Below are 16,793 nucleotides of genomic sequence, written 5' to 3'. Positions count from 1 at the left end.
GTTGCACTAACCACTTGACTTTGAGGGGCGTTTTTTCGCCTTCAGTTCACGCTCGGCGCCAACGGGTTCCTAGCTCAACAGCCCCTTCGCGATGTGGGTCACCTGGACCTCGTTGCTGCCGGCATAGATCATCAATGACTTCGCGTCGCGGGCCAGTTGTTCGACGCGATACTCGGTCATGTACCCGTTGCCGCCGAAGAGCTGGACCGCGTCCATCGCCACGTCGGTCGCGGCCTCGGACGAATAGAGCTTGATCGCCGACGCTTCCGCCAGCGTGAGCGGTTTGCCTGCCCGTTGCCGCTCGATCGTCTGAAAGACCATGTTCTGCACATTCATTCGGGCGATCTCCATCTTGGCCAGCTTCAGCTGGATCAGCTGGAACTGCCCGATGTTCTTGCCCCACAGGGTGCGCGTCTTGGCGTAATCCACACAGAGCCGGTGGCATTCGTCGATGATGCCCAGCGCCATCATCGCGATGCCGATGCGTTCGGCGGCGAAGTTGTCCCGGGCGCTCTCTCTGCCATCCCCGCTGGCGTGGCGCTCGTTCCCGCCCAGCAGCCGGTCGGGGGTCAGCCGCACGTTGTCGAAGAACAGCTCGCCCGTCGGCGAGGACATCATGCCCATCTTCTTGAACGGCTTGCCCTGCGTCAGGCCAGGCATGCCGGAGTCGAGCACGAAGATCAGCACCGGTCGGTTGCGCCGGTCCACCGAGGGGTCACCGTCGTCGAGCTTGGCGTACACCACCAGCACGTCGGCGCAGGGCCCGTTCGTGATGAACGTCTTCTGGCCGTTGAGAATGTAGTCCTCACCGTCGCGCCGGACCGTGGTCTTCATGCCGCCGAAGGCGTCCGACCCGGAGTCCGGCTCGGTGATCGCCCATGCCGCAATCTTTTTGAGGGTCATCAGGTCGGGCAGCCAGCGCTCCTTCTGTGCCAGCGTGCCGCGGCTCATGATGGTCGCCGCGCCCAACCCGAGGCTGACCGACGCGGTGCTCAGCAATCCGATGCTGACGCGGGCGATCTCGGAGACCAGGACCGCCATCATCGACGCCTGGCCACCGCCACCGAAACCGCCCCCGTCGCCGTCGGTTTCGCGGTTACCCGAACGCTCCCGGTCCAGCATCTTCTTGACCGCCTCGGCGGCCATGGCGTCGAGGCCGAATTGGCTGAACAGCTTCCGGGCGATCGGGTAGGGCGACAGGGCGCCGGTTTCCAGCTCGTCGAGGTGCGGTCGGATCTCCCTGTCAACGAACTGACGAACCGAGTCCCGCACCATCAGGTCGGTGTCGGACCATTCGAACATCGCGGCGTCAGCGTTCGGCGCGCTGGTAAGCGGTGACGACGGCGGCGCCGCCCAGCCCGATGTTGTGCTGCAGCGCGGCGGTGACGCCCTCCACCTGGCGCTTGTCGGCGGTGCCGCGCAGCTGCCAGGTCAGCTCGGCGCACTGCGCCAGCCCGGTCGCCCCCAGCGGGTGGCCCTTGGAGATCAGGCCGCCCGACGGGTTGACCACCCAGCGCCCCCCGTAGGTGGTGTCGCCGTTGTCGATCAGCTTGGGCGCCTCGCCCGGTGCGCAGAGGCCCAGGGCCTCGTAGAGCAACAGCTCGTTGGCCGAGAAGCAGTCGTGCAGCTCGATGACCTGGAAGTCCTCCGGTCCGAGCCCCGACTGGTCGTAGACCCGTTGCGCCGCTTGCACATTCATGTCATAGCCGATGAGGTTCTTGGCGCTGCCGTCGAAGGTCGAGGCGAAGTCGGTCGTCATCGCCTGGCCGACGATCTCGACCGCCTGGCCGGCCAGCCCGCGGCTTTCGACGAAGCCTTCGGAGGCCAGGATCGCCGCGCCGGAGCCGTCCGACGTGGGCGAGCACTGCAGCTTGGTGAGCGGGTCGGAGATCATCCGCGCCGCCAGGATGTCGTCGAGGCTGTAGGAATCCTGGAACTGCGCGTACGGATTGTTGACCGAGTGCTTGTGGTTCTTGTAGCCGATCTTCGCGAAATGCTCCGCGGTGGTGCCGTATTGCCTCATGTGCTCGCGGCCGGCGGCGCCGAACATCCATGGCGCGACGGGCATCGCGAATTCGTCGATCTCGGCCATCGCCTTGACGTGCCGGCCCATCGGCGACTCGCGGTCCTGGGCGCCGCCGCCCAGCGAGCCGGGCTGCATCTTCTCGAAGCCGAGCGCGATGGCGCAGTCGACGATGCCGCCACGGATGGCCTGGGCCGCGAGGAAGAGCGCCGTGGAGCCCGTCGAGCAGTTGTTGTTGACGTTGACGATCGGGATGCCGGTCATACCCAGCTCGTAGAGCGCCCGCTGGCCCGATGTCGAGTCGCCGGCGACGTAGCCGACGTAACCCTGCTGAACGTCGCGGTAGTCGATCCCGGCGTCCCGCAGGGCATTCGTGCCCGATTCCCGCGCCATGTCCGGGTAGTCCCACCCCTCGCGGCGGCCTGGCTTCTCGAACTTCGTCATCCCGACACCGACGACGTAAACCTTGCTGGACATAGCGCGCCTCTCGGACCGTGGGTTTCTTGACACCCGTCTAGTCGGCAGCTTAGCCCCGCCGACCTGACGGTTGAACCCCTCTCCGGGACGATCAGAGCGTCCCCTGCCTGATCCGCCCCGGCATGCGTAGGCTCGAACCAATCCCGACGACGAAAGATCCACAACATGCAGGCAACGGTCACCCCCGAGGCCGCCAGCGCAGTCGCCGACATCGCCCAGCGCCACGGGCTCTCCCGCGACGCCGTCCTGGCTATGCTGTTCGCCCTCCGGGCCGGCGGCGGCACGATGGCGCAGTTCTCCATCCCTGAGCTCGGCGGGTCCGGGCAATGGATGCGGGGCGGGATGACGATGGTCGGCGACATGTTCGACAACGCGCTCAAGGCTCGCGTCGATGCGCTGTGCAACGAGCTGGTTCAGCTGCTGGCCACCACCACGGTGTTTCCCCCGTCCGCCGCGCAGTCCTCGGCCGCCTTCACCCAAGCCGCCTGGTGGCCGGGTGACCTGGGCGTCCCCAGCGCGACCGGCGCCCAGAACAACGTGCGGTACGCGTTCTTCCCGGCCACTCGCCGCCTGGCGATCCAGATCGACGGTGTGACAAAGGTTTTCGATACCGGTGAGCACCAGATCGGCGGGGTGCAGCAGCAACAGGGCGGCGGATACGGCTCGGTGATGTTCACCAGCCAGCTCGGCACCTTCGGCGTGGCCGGTTTGCGTGAGCTCGGCGCGCAGCAGGTCCCGGAAACGCCCACGGCGGCACCCACCCCCCAGCACCAGTTCCAGCACCAATCGGGCTCGGCACCCCAACCCGCGCCGGAGACGCCGGCGACGCGGCCCGCGTCCGGCGCGTCGAGCGATCCCACGGCCGTCGTCGCGGCGATCGAGGCGCTCGCCGGGTTGCACGAGCGCGGCATCCTCTCCGACGAGGAGTTCGCCGCGAAGAAGGCCGACCTGCTCGGCCGGCTGTGACGGGCTAGAGCGTCGCCGGGCGGACTCTGAATTGCCCGCCTCCTCCTCAGAACGTCCCGTTCCGCATCGTCGCCGGGCGGACTCTGAATTGCCCGCCTCCTCCTCAGAACGTCCCGTTCCGCATCGTCGCCGGGCGGACTCTGAATTGCCCGCCTCCTCCTCAGAACGTCCCGTTCCGCATCGTCGCCGGGCGGACCACCACCACCGACCTGGTCCCCGCCCCCTCGTCGCGCAGCAGTGCGATCACCCGGCCGTCCGCGTCGGCGGCGGCATAGATGCCGTCGATCCCCGCCGGTGACAGCGGCCGGCCGTGGCCAACGGCCTCGGCCTCCTCGCCCGTGAGGTCGCGGCGCGGAAACATCAGCAGGCACGCCTCGTCCAGGGTGTGGGTCAGCCGCGGCCGCTCCGAAAGCTCCTCCAGGGAGCGGGCCTCGTCCAGGACGAACCGGCCGACCCGGGTGCGCCGCAAGGCGGTCAGGTGCCCGCCCACGCCGAGGGCGGCGCCGACGTCGCGGGCCAGCGCGCGAATATAGGTTCCGGACGAACAGTCCACCTCGACATCGACGTCGACCAACTCGCCGTGGGACCGGACGTCGAGCACGTCGAACCGGTCGATGCGCACCGGACGAGCCTTCAGCTCGACGTCCTGACCCTCGCGCGCCAGCCGATAGGCCCGCCGGCCGCCGATCTTGATGGCGCTCACCGCCGACGGCACCTGCTCGATGTCGCCGCGCAGCCCGGCCACCGCGGCCGCGATGTCCTCGCTCGTCAAGTGCCGGGCCGAAACGGTCTGCAGGACTTCGCCTTCCGCGTCCTCGGTGGACGTGCTCTGACCCAGCCGGATGGTGGCGGCATACGACTTGGCCGACGCCGTCAGCAAACCGAGGATCTTGGTGGCCCGCTCGACGCCGACCACCAACACGCCGGTGGCCATCGGGTCGAGCGTGCCGGCGTGGCCCACCTTGCGGGTGCCGAAGATGCGACGGCACCGCGCGACCACGTCGTGACTGGTCATGCCGGCCGGTTTGTCGACCACGACCAGTCCGGCGACCGGTCCGGCGCCCGGCGGCGCGGAACTCATAGGACGATGGCGGTGAGTACCAGCCCGCGGTCGACCGACCAGCGGCCGCGCAGCGCGGTCAGCGGCGGACCGGACAACGCCTCCGGATCGATCAGTATCTTCGACACGAACGCGCCGGTGGTGCCCCGCCCGCCCGGATCGATGTCGAAAACGATGTGCGCATCCTCGAAACCCAGCCAGCGCTTCGTCAACGGGAACCAGGCCTTGTAGGTTGCCTCCTTGGCGCAGAACAGGATCCGGTCCCAATGCAGCCCGTCGGGCAGCGCGGCAATCTCGTGGCGTTCCTCGTCGAGGGTGATCGCGTCGAGCACGCCGTTCGGCAGCACGTCGTGCGGTTCGGCGTCGATGCCCACCGACCGCACCGACGCGGCCCGGCCCACCACCGCTCCGCGGTAACCCGTGCAGTGCGTGAGGCTGCCGACCACGCCGTCCGGCCAGCACGGTTCGCCCTTGTCGCCCTTGAGGATCGGGGCGGGCGGCAGTCCGAGCTCGCCCAGCGCCACCCGGGCGCAGTGCCGCACGGTGACGAATTCGTTGCGCCGCTTAGCGACCGACTTGGCGACCAACGGCTCCTCCTCGGGCAGCGGCGCCAGGTCGGGCGGGTCGGAATACAGCTCCGAATAGGCCAGAGCGTCGGGCGCCGAATTGAGCAGGGTCTCGGGCAGCACCGCCGAGACGAGCGGGCGCACCGTCATCGTCCCTGCCGCTGTCGCAGCCGTTCACGGAACTGGGTGGCCTGCAGCCGCATCTCCGCGGTGATCTCGAAATGACCGCCGAAGTCGTTGAGGTAACCGGCCGGGTACTGCGGATCCGGCAGCACTTGGCGCAGCCAGCTGTACGGCTTGCGGCGCCGCCACTCCCGCGGGTAGCCCACCGACACCTCCTCGAAGCGCACGTCGTCGTACCAGGTGGTGCGCGGAATGTGCAGATGGCCGTAGACCGAACACAACGCGTTGTAGCGGGTGTGCCAATCCGCCGTCCGCGTGGTCCCGCACCACAGCGAGAACTCCGGGTAGAACAGGGCCTCACAGGGTTCGCGCACCAGCGGAAAGTGGTTCACCAGGACGGTCGGGGTCATCCAGTCGAGCTGTTCGAGGCGCTCCCGGGTGCTGGCCAGCCGTTCGCGGCACCACGCCTCACGGGTCGGATACGGCTCGGAGGAGAGCAGGAACTCGTCGGTGGCCACCACGTTGCGCTCCCGCGCGATGGTCAGGCCCTCGGCTTTGCTGGCCGCCCCTCTGGGCAAGAAGCTGTAGTCGTACAGCAGGAACATCGGCACGATCGTGGCCGGGCCGCCCCGCTCGGTCCACACCGGGAAGGGATGCTCGGGGGTGACGATGCCCATCTCGTCGCACATGTTGACCAGGTAGTCGTAGCGCGCCTTGCCGAAGATCTGCATCGGGTCGCGGGTGGTGGTCCACAGCTCGTGGTTGCCCGGCACCCAAATCACCTTGGCGAACCGCCGCCGCAGCAGGTCAAGCGCCCACCGGATCTCGTCGGTGCGCTCGGCGACGTCGCCGGCGACGATCAGCCAGTCCTCCGGCGACGACGGGTACAGCGACTCGGTGATCGGCTTGTTGCCGAGGTGACCGGTGTGCAGGTCGGAGACGGCCCACAGCGTCGGCTGCGCACCGTTGGTGGATTCCTGCCCCGTCACGAATACCCACACTATCGACCCGCGCCGGTCGGTGGATTTCGGCGCCCACCGAGGTCCGGGGAAGGCCGCTCGTTAGAACAAGTTCAGGTTTCCCTGTGACGGCGCGCACGCGACTTGTACACTCCCGGCAAGGGACCGCCAAGGCGTGACCGGGTGGGGTAGGGAGATGTCGATGTCCGCCAGAGTGCGAGTGATCGGGGCGCTGGGCGCGCTGGTCACCGCTGTCGTCGGGGGGGCCGTGGGCTGGCAGGGCGCGGCGTCCGCGCCGGATGGGGCCGGGCCCGTCGAATTGCGGTCGACCGCCGAACCGATCGAGACCACCATGAAGAGCCCCATCGTGGCCACCACCGACCCGCGACCGTTCGACGCGTGCGAGGACATCTCGTTCGACACGCTGCAGCGGCTCGGGCTGGCGTTCACGCCGCCCGAGCACGAGGACGGGCTGCGCTGCCACCTGGACGCGGGCAACTACCAGATGGCCGTCGAGCCCATCATCTGGCGCACCTACGACGCGACCCTGCCCGCGGACGCCGTCGAGACGACCATCCAGGGTCACCGGGCCGCGCAGTACTGGGTGTTGAAGCCGACCTACCACAACAGCTACTGGTTTTATTCGTGCATGGTCGCCTTCAAGACCAGCTACGGGGTGCTGCAGCAGGCGCTGTTCTTCTCCACCGTTTACTCCAACCCCGAGGTCGATTGCATGTCCACCAACCTGCAGCGAGCCAACGACCTCGCGCCCTACTACAAGTTCTAGGGGCGGCGCCGTCCTAACCTGGGCTCCGTGAGTACGACGTCAGCCCGGCCCGCGGTGCCGGAGATGAGTTCGGTGAAGCAGTTCGGCGGCAAGACCCTGGGCCGGCTGCTGGGGCTGCCGCCGGCCACCTCCGATTACACCGTCCACCGCGTGCACGTGCCGATGCGTGACGGGATCCACCTGGTGGCAGACCACTACGCGCCGCTCACCCCCACCCCGGCCGGGACGGTGCTGGTTCGGGGACCCTATGGTCGCGCGTTCCCGTTCTCGTTGGTGTTCGCCCGGCTGTACGCGGCCCGCGGCTACCACGTCGTGCTGCAGAGCGTGCGGGGCACCTTCGGGTCCGGCGGGACCTTCGAGCCCATGGTCCACGAGGCCGCCGACGCCGCCGACACCGTGGTCTGGCTCCGCAAGCAAACCTGGTTCACCGGGCGGTTCGCGACGGTCGGGGTGTCGTATCTCGGCTTCACGCAGTGGGCGTTGCTCAGCGATCCGCCGCCGGAGCTGGCCGCGGCCGTCATCACCGCCGGGCCGCACGACTTCAGCGCCTCGACCTGGGGCACAGGCGCGTTCACCGTCAACGACTTCTTAGGCTGGAGCGACATGGTGGCCCACCAGGAGGACCCCGTGCGGTTCCGCGTCGCGCTGCGCCAGTTGCAGTCGCGCCGCGCCGTCTCGCGGGCCGCCCGGGAGCTGCCGCTGGGCGACGCCGCGCGGGCATTGCTCGGGCACGGCGCACCATGGTTCGAATCTTGGCTCGAGCACCCCGACACCAGTGATCCGTTCTGGGATGCGTTGCGGTTCAACGACGCCCTGGACCGCGTGCGGGTGCCCGTCCTGCTGGTGGGCGGCTGGCAGGACCTCTTTCTGGGGCAGACCCTGCAGCAGTACGCGCATCTGCGCGGCCGCGGTGTCGACGTCGCACTCACCATCGGTCCCTGGACGCACACCCAGCTGCTCACCAAGGGGTTGGGCACCAGCGCCCGCGAATCACTGGATTGGCTCGACGCGCACCTTTGCGAAGCGCCGTTGCGCCGGCCCGGCCGGGTCCGTGTGTACGTCACCGGCCAGGGATGGCGCACCGTGGCCGACTGGCCGCCCGTCACCACCGAGCACGCGCTGTACCTGCGACCCGGACGGTATCTGGACGAGACCCCGCCGACCGCGTTGAAGGGCGTGGCACCGGCCACCTTTCGCTACGACCCCGCCGACCCCACCCCCACCGTGGGCGGCCCGTTGCTGTCCACGAACAGCGGTTACCGCGACGACAGCCGGCTCGCCTCGCGCGACGACGTACTGGCGTTCACCAGCGCGACCCTGACCCGAGATCTGTGCGTGTACGGCAGCCCGGTCGTCGAACTGGCCCATGGTTCCGACAATCCCCACGTCGACCTGTTCGTCCGCGTCAGCGAGGTCGGAAGCAAGGGCCGGTCGCGCAACGTCAGCGACGGCTACCAGCGGCTCGCCGGCGCGACCGGGACCGTGCGGCTGGAGCTCGACGCCATCGCCCACCGCTTCCGCGCCGGATCGCGCATCCGCCTGCTGATCGCCGGCAGCTGGTTTCCCCGCTACGCGCGCAACCTCGGCACCGGCGAGCCGGTCCTGACCGGCCGGCAGTCCAAGCCGGCCACCCACACCGTGAGCTACGGCCGATCCCGGCTGCTGCTCCCCGTGGGCCCCGCCGACCTGTCAACCGACCGCGTCGCGGACCCGGGCGGCGACCTCCGCTAGCGTCGCCTCGTCGTGCACCGGCTCCCCCAGCGCCGGCCGCACCGGCAGCTGGACCCAGCTCTTGCAGCCCCCGTACTCCGGTTCGCGGGGCAGGTGCACCGGCTCGAGGAGCGGCATCGCCGACACCACCAGCACGGCCAGCTTGTGCTTGGGCCGGAAGTCGAGCCGGTCCGCGCGCACCGACTCGGGCGTCCAGATGTGCAGGTCCGCGATCGCCTCGAGCCCCTCGGGCCGGTCGACGGGAAGCGCCGCAACGACTTTCGCGGCTGCCCGCACCACCAGGTGATCGTCGGTGCAGTCGGCGGACGCCGGGTCGAGCAGCTCGCGGTGCTCGGGCCGGACGCGCTCGGCGTGGCTGTGCGCGACGGTCGGGAACAGCAGGAACTCGTTCGCGGCCACTTCGAACCGCTTCTCCCCGATGCCGCCCTTGCGCAGCAGCACCCGCTGCCGGCCGTCGAGCAGCGCACGCACGACGGCGCTCCACTCCTTGAGCGCGGGCGCCGTTGCGGTGAGCGTCATTTGGCGCCGCGCGCGAGCCGGGCGACCACCTCGGGGCGGCGCAACGGCGGGACCGTCTTCGGCGGCTGACGGCGCGGGGCGAGGGCCGCCAGCAGGCGGGTGGTCGTCGCCGTCACGTCGGCGACGGCAACCTCGAACGCCTCGGCGCTGGCCGCCGACGGGTGGCTGATCCCGCTGACCTTACGGACGTACTGGCGCGCCGCCGCAGCGATCTCCTCGGGCGTGGCGGGCGGCTGGAGACCGCGCAGCTCGGTGATGTTCCGGCACATGCCTCAACGATAAGCGTGCTGCGGCCTCTGGTACGCCCCGGGAAGAAATATGAGTTTCATATGTGTCCGGACAGAGCCATTGGGACCATTTGAGGCATCTGAATATTGTATACAGTCGCGAGATTTCCTAGCGGTCCATCGGCACTCCCCATCCGCGACGCACGGCACCAGCAGGCGAGACGAGGAAAAATGGATTTCGGGGCGCTGCCACCCGAGGTAAATTCCGGCCGAATGTACTCGGGCCCAGGGCCCGCGACCATGTTGGCCGCCTCGGCACACTGGGAGCAATTGGCCGCCGAGATGAACACCGCGGCCAGCGGATGCGAATCGGTGGTCGCCGAATTGGTAGGCGAATCGTGGCGGGGCCTGCGGCGGCGGCGATGACGGCCGCCTACGGCCATGTACGGTTATGCGGCCAATTCGGCCCGCGAAGGCGCTGAGCTCGGCCGCAGCGACACTGCAGGGACCGGGTCGGCGTGCGGCCCTCGCTGATCCCGCCCTCACCGGTGGGTGGTTGACCCCGCGCGCTCGCACGACGCCGGCGGGTAAGTCAACGTGGGCGCCATCCAAATAGGTTATGAACTGATTCATGATTCGTCATAGAGCAGAGGTACCTGACGGCTCCCGGTAACAGGTAGATTGGGCAGTCACCGGCCGAGGCGTCGTGTTCCGGGGGGCGCTCGATCCGGGTCGGTGACCGGAGGAGACGTGTTGATCAGACCATCATTTGCTGAGGCGTTGCGCGAGTTGCTGTTCTGCAAACACCGCCCCGTAAACGAAGTTATGGATGACTTCTTCGCCGAGGACTACCAGCATCGGGACAATGGCAGGGCCTATTCGCGGGACGAGTTCGCCGGACTCGCCGGGATAGCGCGAACGGCCGTGGCATGCGGTGAGGTGTCCACACTGGAAGAATTCCGCTTCTGGAATCGCTACGCCACCCGACTCATGCTTGAGCTCAACCCAATTGACGGTCCGGATGAGCACGTGGAGGTCTACGCCATCGGCCAGTACGCGGTCGACGGGCGGTTTCTGAGGCTGAGCCAGGCCCGCCTCTCCCTGCCCGGCGCCGGGCGCGTGGTGCGGGCTGAACTCAGGTCGCCCACCGTCGCGTGACGGTCCGCCGCCCCGCTAGCCTTTGACCAACTCGCCGACGTGAGCGACAACCGAATCCGCCAGCCCCCGAAGGTCGTAACCGCCTTCCAGAACCGCCACTAGCCGCCCGTCGCAATGCTTTTCGGCCGCGTCCAGCAACGCGCGGGTAACCCAGCCGAAGTCGTGCGCGGTCATCATCAACGAGCCGAGCGGGTCACGCTCGTGCGCATCGAACCCGGCGGAGACGAGAATCAGTTCCGGAGAGAATGCGTCCAGTGCCGGCAGGATGCGTTGTTCGAAGGCTTCGCGTAGTTCGGCCCCGGCGTCGCCCGCCCTGAGCGGCGCGTTGAAGACGTTGCCCACCCCCGTCTCCTCCACGGCGCCCGTGCCGGGAAAGAGCGGCCGCTGATGGGTCGACGCGTAAAGCACATCGCGGTCGGAGTAGAAGACTTCCTGCGTGCCATTCCCGTGGTGCACGTCGAAATCAACGATCGCGACTCGGGTGATCCCGTGCTCCTTCTGCGCGTGGCGGGCGCCGATGGCGATGTTGTTGAACAGGCAGAAACCCATGGCCCGCTCCGTCTCGGCGTGATGCCCCGGCGGCCGGCACGCCACGAATGCGTTCTGGACCTGACCGGCCACCACCCGGTCGATAGCCTGCAGCGTGCCGCCAACCCCGCGCAGGACCACTTCCCACGTCGACGGTTCCATCATCGTGTCGCCGCCATCCAGGTACACGTACCCTTCCGCCGGGCGCGCGGCTTCGAGTTCGTCGACGTAACGGTTCGAATGGACGTAGCGGGTGGTGGCCAGGTGGGCAAGCTCAGCTCGTTCGCGCGCAAGTGTGTCGAACGGCGGCTGCGCGAGCGCGGCCGCCACCACGCGGTACCGATCGGGCCGCTCCGGGTGCCCCGGAGCAGTCCTGTGTTCGGCAAAACTCGGATGGTGCACCAGCAGGGTGGCCACTGCGACACGCCTCTTTCACGTCGGGAACCACGTTCGCAAACTAGCGAGACAGCGGGAGCGGTCCCATGAATACTGTATGCATCAGATGCTACTCCCGTTGCCGAGAACTGCGCAGGACGCTCGGCGACGACGGCCCGACCGCGACCGCCGGTCGGTCGACAGACTGAATGCCGCAGCGCCGCCCGCAATGGCGTAGCGCACCACGACCGCCCGCAGCCGACGCCGCACCAGCCGGGCGGTTGCCAGCACGGCGCCGCTGAGAAAGTCGCGGTGACGGGCAGTCCTGCCGGTCCAGTATGGGGGTTCTCCGCGGTGGATCGCGGCCTCCGCTTCCTCGACGATGCGCGCCATCGTGGTGACGGCATGCGCCGGATAGGCTCCCACACTGGTCTCGGCCGACAGCATCACCGCATCGGCACCGTCGAGCACCGCGTTGGCCACGTCGGAGACCTCAGCCCGCGTCGGACGCCGATCGGTCACCATGGAGTCAAGCATGTGAGTGGCAACGATGACCGGCTTGCCGGCATCGCGGCACAGCCTGATGACCCGCTTCTGGACGAGCGGTATCTGTTCCAGCGGCATCTCGACGCCGAGATCCCCTCGGGCCACCATCAGCCCGTCGAAGGCCGCGACGATCGCGGGCAGGCACGAAACGGCTTCGGGCTTCTCCAATTTGACGATGACGGGCACCCGCCGACCGACCTCACTCATGATCGCGTGAGCCAGGCCGGCCTCTTCGGGTGCGCGCACGAACGACATCGCGACCATGTCCACCCCCAGCTGCAGGGCAAACTTCAGGTCCTCGACGTCCTTGTCGGACAATGTCGGCGCGCTGACGGCGACGCCAGGTAGCGAAATGCCCTTGTTGTCGCTGACCGGCCCGCCATGGATCACCTCGCAGCCGATGTCGGCGCCGCGAACCTCCACTACCGCCAAGTCGATCCTGCCGTCGTCGACGAGCAGTCGATCGCCGGCTTTCACATCGGATGCCAGGCCACCGTAGGTGGTCGACACCCGATCGTGGTCACCGGGGCACGCGTCGGTCGTTATTGCGACCTTCTCCCCGGTGCTCCAGACGACCGGCCCGTTCGCGAACCGCCCCAGCCGGATCTTCGGCCCCTGTAGGTCGGCAAGCACTTGCACGGACCGTCGGCGTCGACCGGCGATCTGCCGCACCAGGTCGTAGAACGCAAGGTGTTCCGCGTGGGTGCCGTGACTGAAATTCAGACGCGCGACATCCATTCCGGCGTCAATGAGTTCGGTCAGACGTGGAGCCGTCGCGGTGGCGGGTCCCAGCGTGCAGACGATTTTCGTGGTGCGCATCCCAGGCGTCCTTTCCCTTGACATCCGTCCTTCAGCGCAAGGCGGCTTGAGGTTGTGGTAGCGATATCGCGCCACGGCGCGAGGGGGCCACTCCACTGGTATGAGCAAGGAGGGCGGTGGCCGCGTGGATCGTGCGAAGGGTCGACGCGACGGCGCCGGTCAGGTCGGCGAGCTCCACCACGGCGGAGACGATCGCATCGAGTTCGAGCTCCTTGCCCGCCTCGAGATCTTGGAGCATCGACGTCTTGTGATGACCCACCTTCTCGGCGCCGCGCAGACGCTTCTCGATCGAAATGTCCGGGGTGCTGCCCAGCCTGGCGGCGATGTCGAGGGTCTCCTCCATCAGCTGCGTGACGACGCGCCGGGTGTTCACGTCCTGGCACATCTGCACCATGGTCGCTCTGGTCAGCGCGCTGAGCGGGTTGAACGCCACGTTGCCCATCAGCTTGATCCAGATGTCGTCGCGCAGATCGGCTTCCACCGGGCACTTCAGTCCACCGGCGATCATGGCTTCGCTCAACGCCTTACACCGCCAGGAGAGCTCTCCCGACGGCTCGCCGATGGAGAAGCGGGTGCCCTCGAGGTGGCGGACCACGCCGGGGGCCTGAAGGACCGTCGCCGGATACACCACGCAACCGATGGCGCGCTCGGGAGGCAGGACGGCGCTGGTGATGCCACCGGGATCGACGGTCTCTATCCGGTGGCCTTCGTACGGGCCCGAGAGCTTGTGGAAGTACCACCACGGAATCCCGTTCTGCGCGGCCACAATCGCGGTGTCCGGACCAAGCAGGGGGCCGATCAGCGGACCGCAGGTGGGATAGCCGTGTTCCTTGAGACCCAAGAAGATGTAGTCGACCGGCCCGACCTCGGCCGGTGAGTCGGTCGCGTTGGGACGCGCCACGAAGTCACCGCGGGGGCTGAGCACCCGGACCCCGTTCTCCCTGATCGCGCGCAGATTGTCGTTCCGGGCGATCAGGTGGACCTCGGCACCCCCACGGTGCAGCGCCGCCCCCCAATAGGCGCCGATGGCCCCTGCACCAACGACTGCAATCCTCATCAAATACTTCCTCTCGCGTCACGTGTGCACTGATTTGCCCGGATGCGGGGTCGCGGCTAGTATTGCATACAGTATGCGATCTGTATATCGTAGCCACCGCACCTCGTGCCTCGCCGAGGCTGTCACCGAAGCCGGACCGCGTCAAGCGTGTTTTCCGGCCCCGATACAGGGATGGGGGATATGTCTGCGATCGGCGTGCCTCGCGAAATCGCCGCCGGCGAAAGGCGAGTCGCCCTGGTGCCCGGCATTGTCGAACGCCTACGCGCCGCGGGCCACCATCTCACCGTCGAGGCAGGCGCCGGACGGGGAGCTTTGATCCGCGACGAGGACCATCAAAGCGCCGGAGCCGTCATCGGCGATCCCTGGCCGGCCGACGTCGTGGTCAAGGTCAACCCGCCGACCGAAACGGAGATCAGCCGGATGAAGGCGGGCGCCCGCCTGATCGGCTTTCTCGCCCCGCGTACCCGGCCCGAGGTCGGTGAGCGGCTCCGTGACGCCGGCGTCACCGGCTTCGCGATGGAGTCGGTGCCCCGGATATCCCGGGCCCAGACGATGGACGCACTCTCCTCCCAGGCCAATGTCGCCGGCGACAAGGCGGTGCTGTGCGCCGCGGAGTGCTCGACCCGATTCTTTCCGATGATGACCACGGCCGCCGGAACCGTGAAGCCCGCATCGGTATTGGTGCTCGGCGTCGGTGTTGCCGGGCTCAAGGCGCTGGCCACCGCAAAGCGACTGGGCGCCCGTACCACCGGATTCGACGTGCGGCCCGAAGTTGCCGAGCAAGTCCGCTCTTTAGGCGCCAAGTGGCTCGAACTCGGTGTCACGGCGGCCGGTGAAGGCGGGTACGCGCGGGCTCTGACACCGGCGGAACAGGCCGAGCAGCAGCGTCGTTTGACCGAGGCGATTCCGGGTCACGACGTCGTCATCACGACCGCTCTCGTGCCCGGGCGCCCCGCGCCGACCCTGGTCACCGCAGATGCCGTGAGCCGCATGCGCCGCGGCAGCGTCGTCATCGACCTCGCCGGCGATCACACACACTTGACCGCCGCACCAACGCGGCGGCAGGGAAAGAGCCGACATCGGCGCAAGAAAGGAATCGAGATCTATGTCAAAAGTGGTGTGCGTCCTTTACGACGACCCGGTAACCGGCTATCCCACCGAGTTCCCGCGCGACGGCCTGCCCCTCCTGGAACGCTACCCGGACGGACAAACCCTGCCGACGCCTTCGGCCATCGACTTCACCCCGGGTGCGCTGCTCGGCAGCGTCTCCGGTGAACTCGGCCTCCGCCCGTACCTCGAGGGCCTCGGCCACGAGTTGATCGTGACCTCCGACAAAGATGGCACCAATTCGGAATTCGACAAGCACCTCGCGGACGCGGAAGTGGTGATATCCCAGCCGTTTTGGCCGGCATACCTGACCGCCGAGCGGATCGCCCGGGCCCCCAAGCTCAAATTGGCGCTCACGGCGGGCATCGGCTCGGACCACGTCGACCTGGACGCGGCGATCGACCACGGCATCACGGTCGCCGAGGTCACGTTCTGCAACAGCATCAGCGTCGCCGAGCACGTGGTCATGATGATCCTGTCGCAGGTCCGCAATTACCTGCCGTCCTACCGGTGGATCGTCGAAGGCGGTTGGAACGTCGCCGACTGTGTGCAGCGCTCCTACGATCTCGAAGGAATGCACGTGGGCACCGTCGCCGCCGGGCGGATCGGGCTCGCGGTCCTTCGCCGGCTGGCGCCCTTCGACGTACACCTGCACTACACCGACAAGCACCGGCTGCCCGCGGAGGTCGAACGAGAGCTGAACCTGACCTTCCACCCCAGCGTGCAGGACATGGTGCCGCATCTTGATGTGGTGACGATCAACGCTCCCCTGCACCCGGAGACCCGTGGGCTGTTCAACGACGACCTGCTGGCCACGATGAAACGCGGTGCCTACCTGATCAATACCGCGCGGGCGCTGATCTGCGATGAGGGTGCCATCGTGCGCGCCTTGGAAACTGGCCAATTGGCCGGGTATGCCGGCGACGTGTGGTATCCACAGCCGGCGCCGGCCGACCACCCCTGGCGCACGATGCCGCATCACGGGATGACGCCGCACATCTCCGGTTCCACCCTGTCGGCACAGGCCCGGTACGCGGCCGGCACGCGAGAGATTCTCGAGTGCTACTTCGGCGGGAAGCCGATACGCGACGAGTACCTCATCGTCGACGGGGGCGCCTTGGCCGGTGTGGGGGCGCGTTCGTACACCGCCAAGGCGACCTCCGGGGCGGCCTAGGCGGGCGGCTGACGCGGGCGAAGGCGCTTCGACGGCCGGATCCACCTGGGTTGGCGAGCAGATCTTGCGGTCTGCTCGCCAACCTTTCTTCTTTGCCTCCACCACCGGTGGCGGGTCCTGCGGCACACCGTCGGCAAACGGCGCAGAACTCACGGCGCCGCAGCGCGGAATTGGATGTTGTGGACTGTATGCTAAGTACGCTGACCGGCGTTAGCTGACCAACCAGGATGGGAGCGAGGAAGAACTTCATGGTAACCACCGGCGTGTCGGGCCAGGCTGGGTCGCGGATGAGGCTCGAACGTCCGGCGCCGCTGCGGGAGGCCGCCTACGAGGCGCTGATGGAGTTGATCATCACCCGTGAGCTGCGGCCGGGCCAACACTTGGTGGAGAACGACCTGGCGACTCAATTGGGCGTGAGTCGCCAGCCCATTCGCGAGGCATTGCAACGCCTGCAAAGCGAGGGATGGGTTGACCTCCGCCCCGCATTGGGCGCGTTTGTGCACGTACCCACCGATGCCGAAGCCGACGAGCTACTGGCTGTCCGCACCCTGCTGGAAGCCGAGTCGGCCAGATTGGCCGCCCGCGCGGCAA

15 protein-coding genes and 3 pseudogenes are annotated in these 16,793 nt (G+C 68.0%); 8 read left to right on the top strand and 10 right to left on the bottom strand.

All coding sequences use genetic code 11. From position 1 onward, the window contains the following. Nucleotides 1–69: 69 nt before the first annotated feature. Both G6N56_RS27325 and G6N56_RS27320 read right to left on the bottom strand, forming a co-directional pair. Nucleotides 70–1,302: an acyl-CoA dehydrogenase family protein gene (locus G6N56_RS27325; protein ID WP_085256390.1), complete on the bottom strand. Its 1,233-nt coding sequence runs from the start codon at nucleotides 1,300–1,302 to the stop codon at nucleotides 70–72. A 7-nt stretch (nucleotides 1,303–1,309) separates the two neighbouring features. Continuing rightward, entirely contained in the window at nucleotides 1,310–2,500 is a 1,191-nt protein-coding gene (locus G6N56_RS27320; protein WP_085256391.1) for a lipid-transfer protein, read from the bottom strand. A gap of 165 nt (nucleotides 2,501–2,665) precedes the next feature. Between G6N56_RS27320 and G6N56_RS27315 the strand changes: the two genes are divergently transcribed. Continuing rightward, a complete protein-coding gene (locus G6N56_RS27315) occupies nucleotides 2,666–3,466 on the top strand; it encodes an SHOCT domain-containing protein (protein ID WP_085256392.1) in 801 nt (266 codons plus the stop codon). Between the two features lie 160 nt (nucleotides 3,467–3,626). On the opposite strand, the gene truB is transcribed toward G6N56_RS27315, so the two are convergent. Genes truB through G6N56_RS27300 form a run of 3 tightly spaced genes read right to left on the bottom strand, consistent with a single transcriptional unit; the run spans nucleotide 3,627 to nucleotide 6,204 of the window. Continuing rightward, entirely contained in the window at nucleotides 3,627–4,547 is a 921-nt protein-coding gene (gene truB / locus G6N56_RS27310; protein WP_085256393.1) for a tRNA pseudouridine(55) synthase TruB, read from the bottom strand. Then, complete coding sequence (gene pptT / locus G6N56_RS27305; RefSeq protein ID WP_085256394.1) at nucleotides 4,544–5,242, bottom strand: 4'-phosphopantetheinyl transferase PptT; 699 nt, start codon at nucleotides 5,240–5,242, stop codon at nucleotides 4,544–4,546. The genes truB and pptT overlap by 4 nt, the downstream gene beginning before the upstream one ends. Further along, nucleotides 5,239–6,204, bottom strand: a complete 966-nt coding sequence (locus G6N56_RS27300) for an ACP phosphodiesterase PptH (RefSeq protein WP_085256424.1) — start codon at nucleotides 6,202–6,204, stop codon at nucleotides 5,239–5,241. Before G6N56_RS27300 ends, pptT begins: the two co-directional genes overlap by 4 nt. A gap of 172 nt (nucleotides 6,205–6,376) precedes the next feature. On the opposite strand from G6N56_RS27300, the gene G6N56_RS27295 reads away from it, so the two are divergent. Together G6N56_RS27295 and G6N56_RS27290 are read left to right on the top strand one after the other, a co-directional pair. Next, nucleotides 6,377–6,961 (top strand): DUF3558 domain-containing protein, encoded by a 585-nt coding sequence (locus G6N56_RS27295; protein ID WP_085256425.1) that lies wholly within the window; start codon nucleotides 6,377–6,379, stop codon nucleotides 6,959–6,961. 27 nt (nucleotides 6,962–6,988) lie between these two features. After that, the gene (locus tag G6N56_RS27290; protein WP_085256395.1) at nucleotides 6,989–8,692 is read left to right on the top strand and encodes a CocE/NonD family hydrolase; all 1,704 of its coding nucleotides are present in this window, start codon (nucleotides 6,989–6,991) and stop codon (nucleotides 8,690–8,692) included. Here the strand turns inward: G6N56_RS27290 and G6N56_RS27285 are convergent. Beyond that, the gene (locus tag G6N56_RS27285; protein WP_085256396.1) at nucleotides 8,651–9,211 is read right to left on the bottom strand and encodes a DUF1802 family protein; all 561 of its coding nucleotides are present in this window, start codon (nucleotides 9,209–9,211) and stop codon (nucleotides 8,651–8,653) included. The two genes, G6N56_RS27290 and G6N56_RS27285, sit on opposite strands and share 42 nt — an antisense overlap. Beyond that, the gene (locus G6N56_RS27280) at nucleotides 9,208–9,480 is read right to left on the bottom strand and encodes a DUF2277 domain-containing protein (protein ID WP_085256397.1); all 273 of its coding nucleotides are present in this window, start codon (nucleotides 9,478–9,480) and stop codon (nucleotides 9,208–9,210) included. Before G6N56_RS27280 ends, G6N56_RS27285 begins: the two co-directional genes overlap by 4 nt. Nucleotides 9,481–9,669: 189 nt before the next feature. Between G6N56_RS27280 and G6N56_RS27275 the strand changes: the two are divergent. Further along, nucleotides 9,670–9,846: pseudogene (locus G6N56_RS27275) on the top strand (PPE domain-containing protein); the annotation flags it as partial. A gap of 372 nt (nucleotides 9,847–10,218) precedes the next feature. Then, nucleotides 10,219–10,596 (top strand): hypothetical protein, encoded by a 378-nt coding sequence (locus G6N56_RS27270; protein ID WP_085256399.1) that lies wholly within the window; start codon nucleotides 10,219–10,221, stop codon nucleotides 10,594–10,596. Nucleotides 10,597–10,611: 15 nt separating this feature from the next. Here G6N56_RS27270 and G6N56_RS27265 read toward each other — a convergent pair whose 3' ends face one another. The 3 genes from G6N56_RS27265 to G6N56_RS27255 form a co-directional block, all read right to left on the bottom strand. Next, complete coding sequence (locus tag G6N56_RS27265; RefSeq protein WP_085256400.1) at nucleotides 10,612–11,541, bottom strand: histone deacetylase family protein; 930 nt, start codon at nucleotides 11,539–11,541, stop codon at nucleotides 10,612–10,614. A gap of 81 nt (nucleotides 11,542–11,622) precedes the next feature. Further along, nucleotides 11,623–12,864, bottom strand: a complete 1,242-nt coding sequence (pyk, locus tag G6N56_RS27260) for a pyruvate kinase (protein ID WP_085256401.1) — start codon at nucleotides 12,862–12,864, stop codon at nucleotides 11,623–11,625. A 31-nt stretch (nucleotides 12,865–12,895) separates the two neighbouring features. Next, nucleotides 12,896–13,921, bottom strand: a complete 1,026-nt coding sequence (locus G6N56_RS27255; RefSeq protein ID WP_085256402.1) for a 2-dehydropantoate 2-reductase — start codon at nucleotides 13,919–13,921, stop codon at nucleotides 12,896–12,898. 180 nt (nucleotides 13,922–14,101) lie between these two features. Here G6N56_RS27255 and G6N56_RS27250 point away from each other — a divergent pair. The 3 genes and pseudogenes from G6N56_RS27250 to G6N56_RS29915 form a co-directional block, all read left to right on the top strand. Beyond that, nucleotides 14,102–14,950: pseudogene (locus G6N56_RS27250) on the top strand (NAD(P)(+) transhydrogenase (Re/Si-specific) subunit alpha); the annotation flags it as partial. A 76-nt stretch (nucleotides 14,951–15,026) separates the two neighbouring features. Further along, nucleotides 15,027–16,202, top strand: coding sequence for an NAD-dependent formate dehydrogenase (locus G6N56_RS27245; protein ID WP_085256403.1), 1,176 nt, complete (start codon nucleotides 15,027–15,029; stop codon nucleotides 16,200–16,202). Between the two features lie 227 nt (nucleotides 16,203–16,429). Beyond that, nucleotides 16,430–16,642: pseudogene (locus tag G6N56_RS29915) on the top strand (GntR family transcriptional regulator); the annotation flags it as partial. Nucleotides 16,643–16,793: the final 151 nt, after the last annotated feature.

This window comes from Mycobacterium saskatchewanense (assembly GCF_010729105.1).
Taxonomy (GTDB): Bacteria; Actinomycetota; Actinomycetes; order Mycobacteriales; family Mycobacteriaceae; genus Mycobacterium; species Mycobacterium saskatchewanense.
This window is presented reverse-complemented; position numbering and strand designations above follow the sequence as displayed.

Coding starts and splice junctions, on each gene's coding strand:
- G6N56_RS27295 (WP_085256425.1), top strand. CDS start 6,377: ATGTCCGCCAGAGTGCGAGTGATCGGGGCGCTGGGCGCGCTGGTCACC.
- G6N56_RS27315 (WP_085256392.1), top strand. CDS start 2,666: ATGCAGGCAACGGTCACCCCCGAGGCCGCCAGCGCAGTCGCCGACATC.
- G6N56_RS27245 (WP_085256403.1), top strand. CDS start 15,027: ATGTCAAAAGTGGTGTGCGTCCTTTACGACGACCCGGTAACCGGCTAT.
- G6N56_RS27325 (WP_085256390.1), bottom strand. CDS start 1,302: ATGTTCGAATGGTCCGACACCGACCTGATGGTGCGGGACTCGGTTCGT.
- pyk (WP_085256401.1), bottom strand. CDS start 12,864: ATGCGCACCACGAAAATCGTCTGCACGCTGGGACCCGCCACCGCGACG.
- G6N56_RS27285 (WP_085256396.1), bottom strand. CDS start 9,211: ATGACGCTCACCGCAACGGCGCCCGCGCTCAAGGAGTGGAGCGCCGTC.
- G6N56_RS27320 (WP_085256391.1), bottom strand. CDS start 2,500: ATGTCCAGCAAGGTTTACGTCGTCGGTGTCGGGATGACGAAGTTCGAG.
- G6N56_RS27255 (WP_085256402.1), bottom strand. CDS start 13,921: ATGAGGATTGCAGTCGTTGGTGCAGGGGCCATCGGCGCCTATTGGGGG.
- pptT (WP_085256394.1), bottom strand. CDS start 5,242: ATGACGGTGCGCCCGCTCGTCTCGGCGGTGCTGCCCGAGACCCTGCTC.
- G6N56_RS27280 (WP_085256397.1), bottom strand. CDS start 9,480: ATGTGCCGGAACATCACCGAGCTGCGCGGTCTCCAGCCGCCCGCCACG.
- truB (WP_085256393.1), bottom strand. CDS start 4,547: ATGAGTTCCGCGCCGCCGGGCGCCGGACCGGTCGCCGGACTGGTCGTG.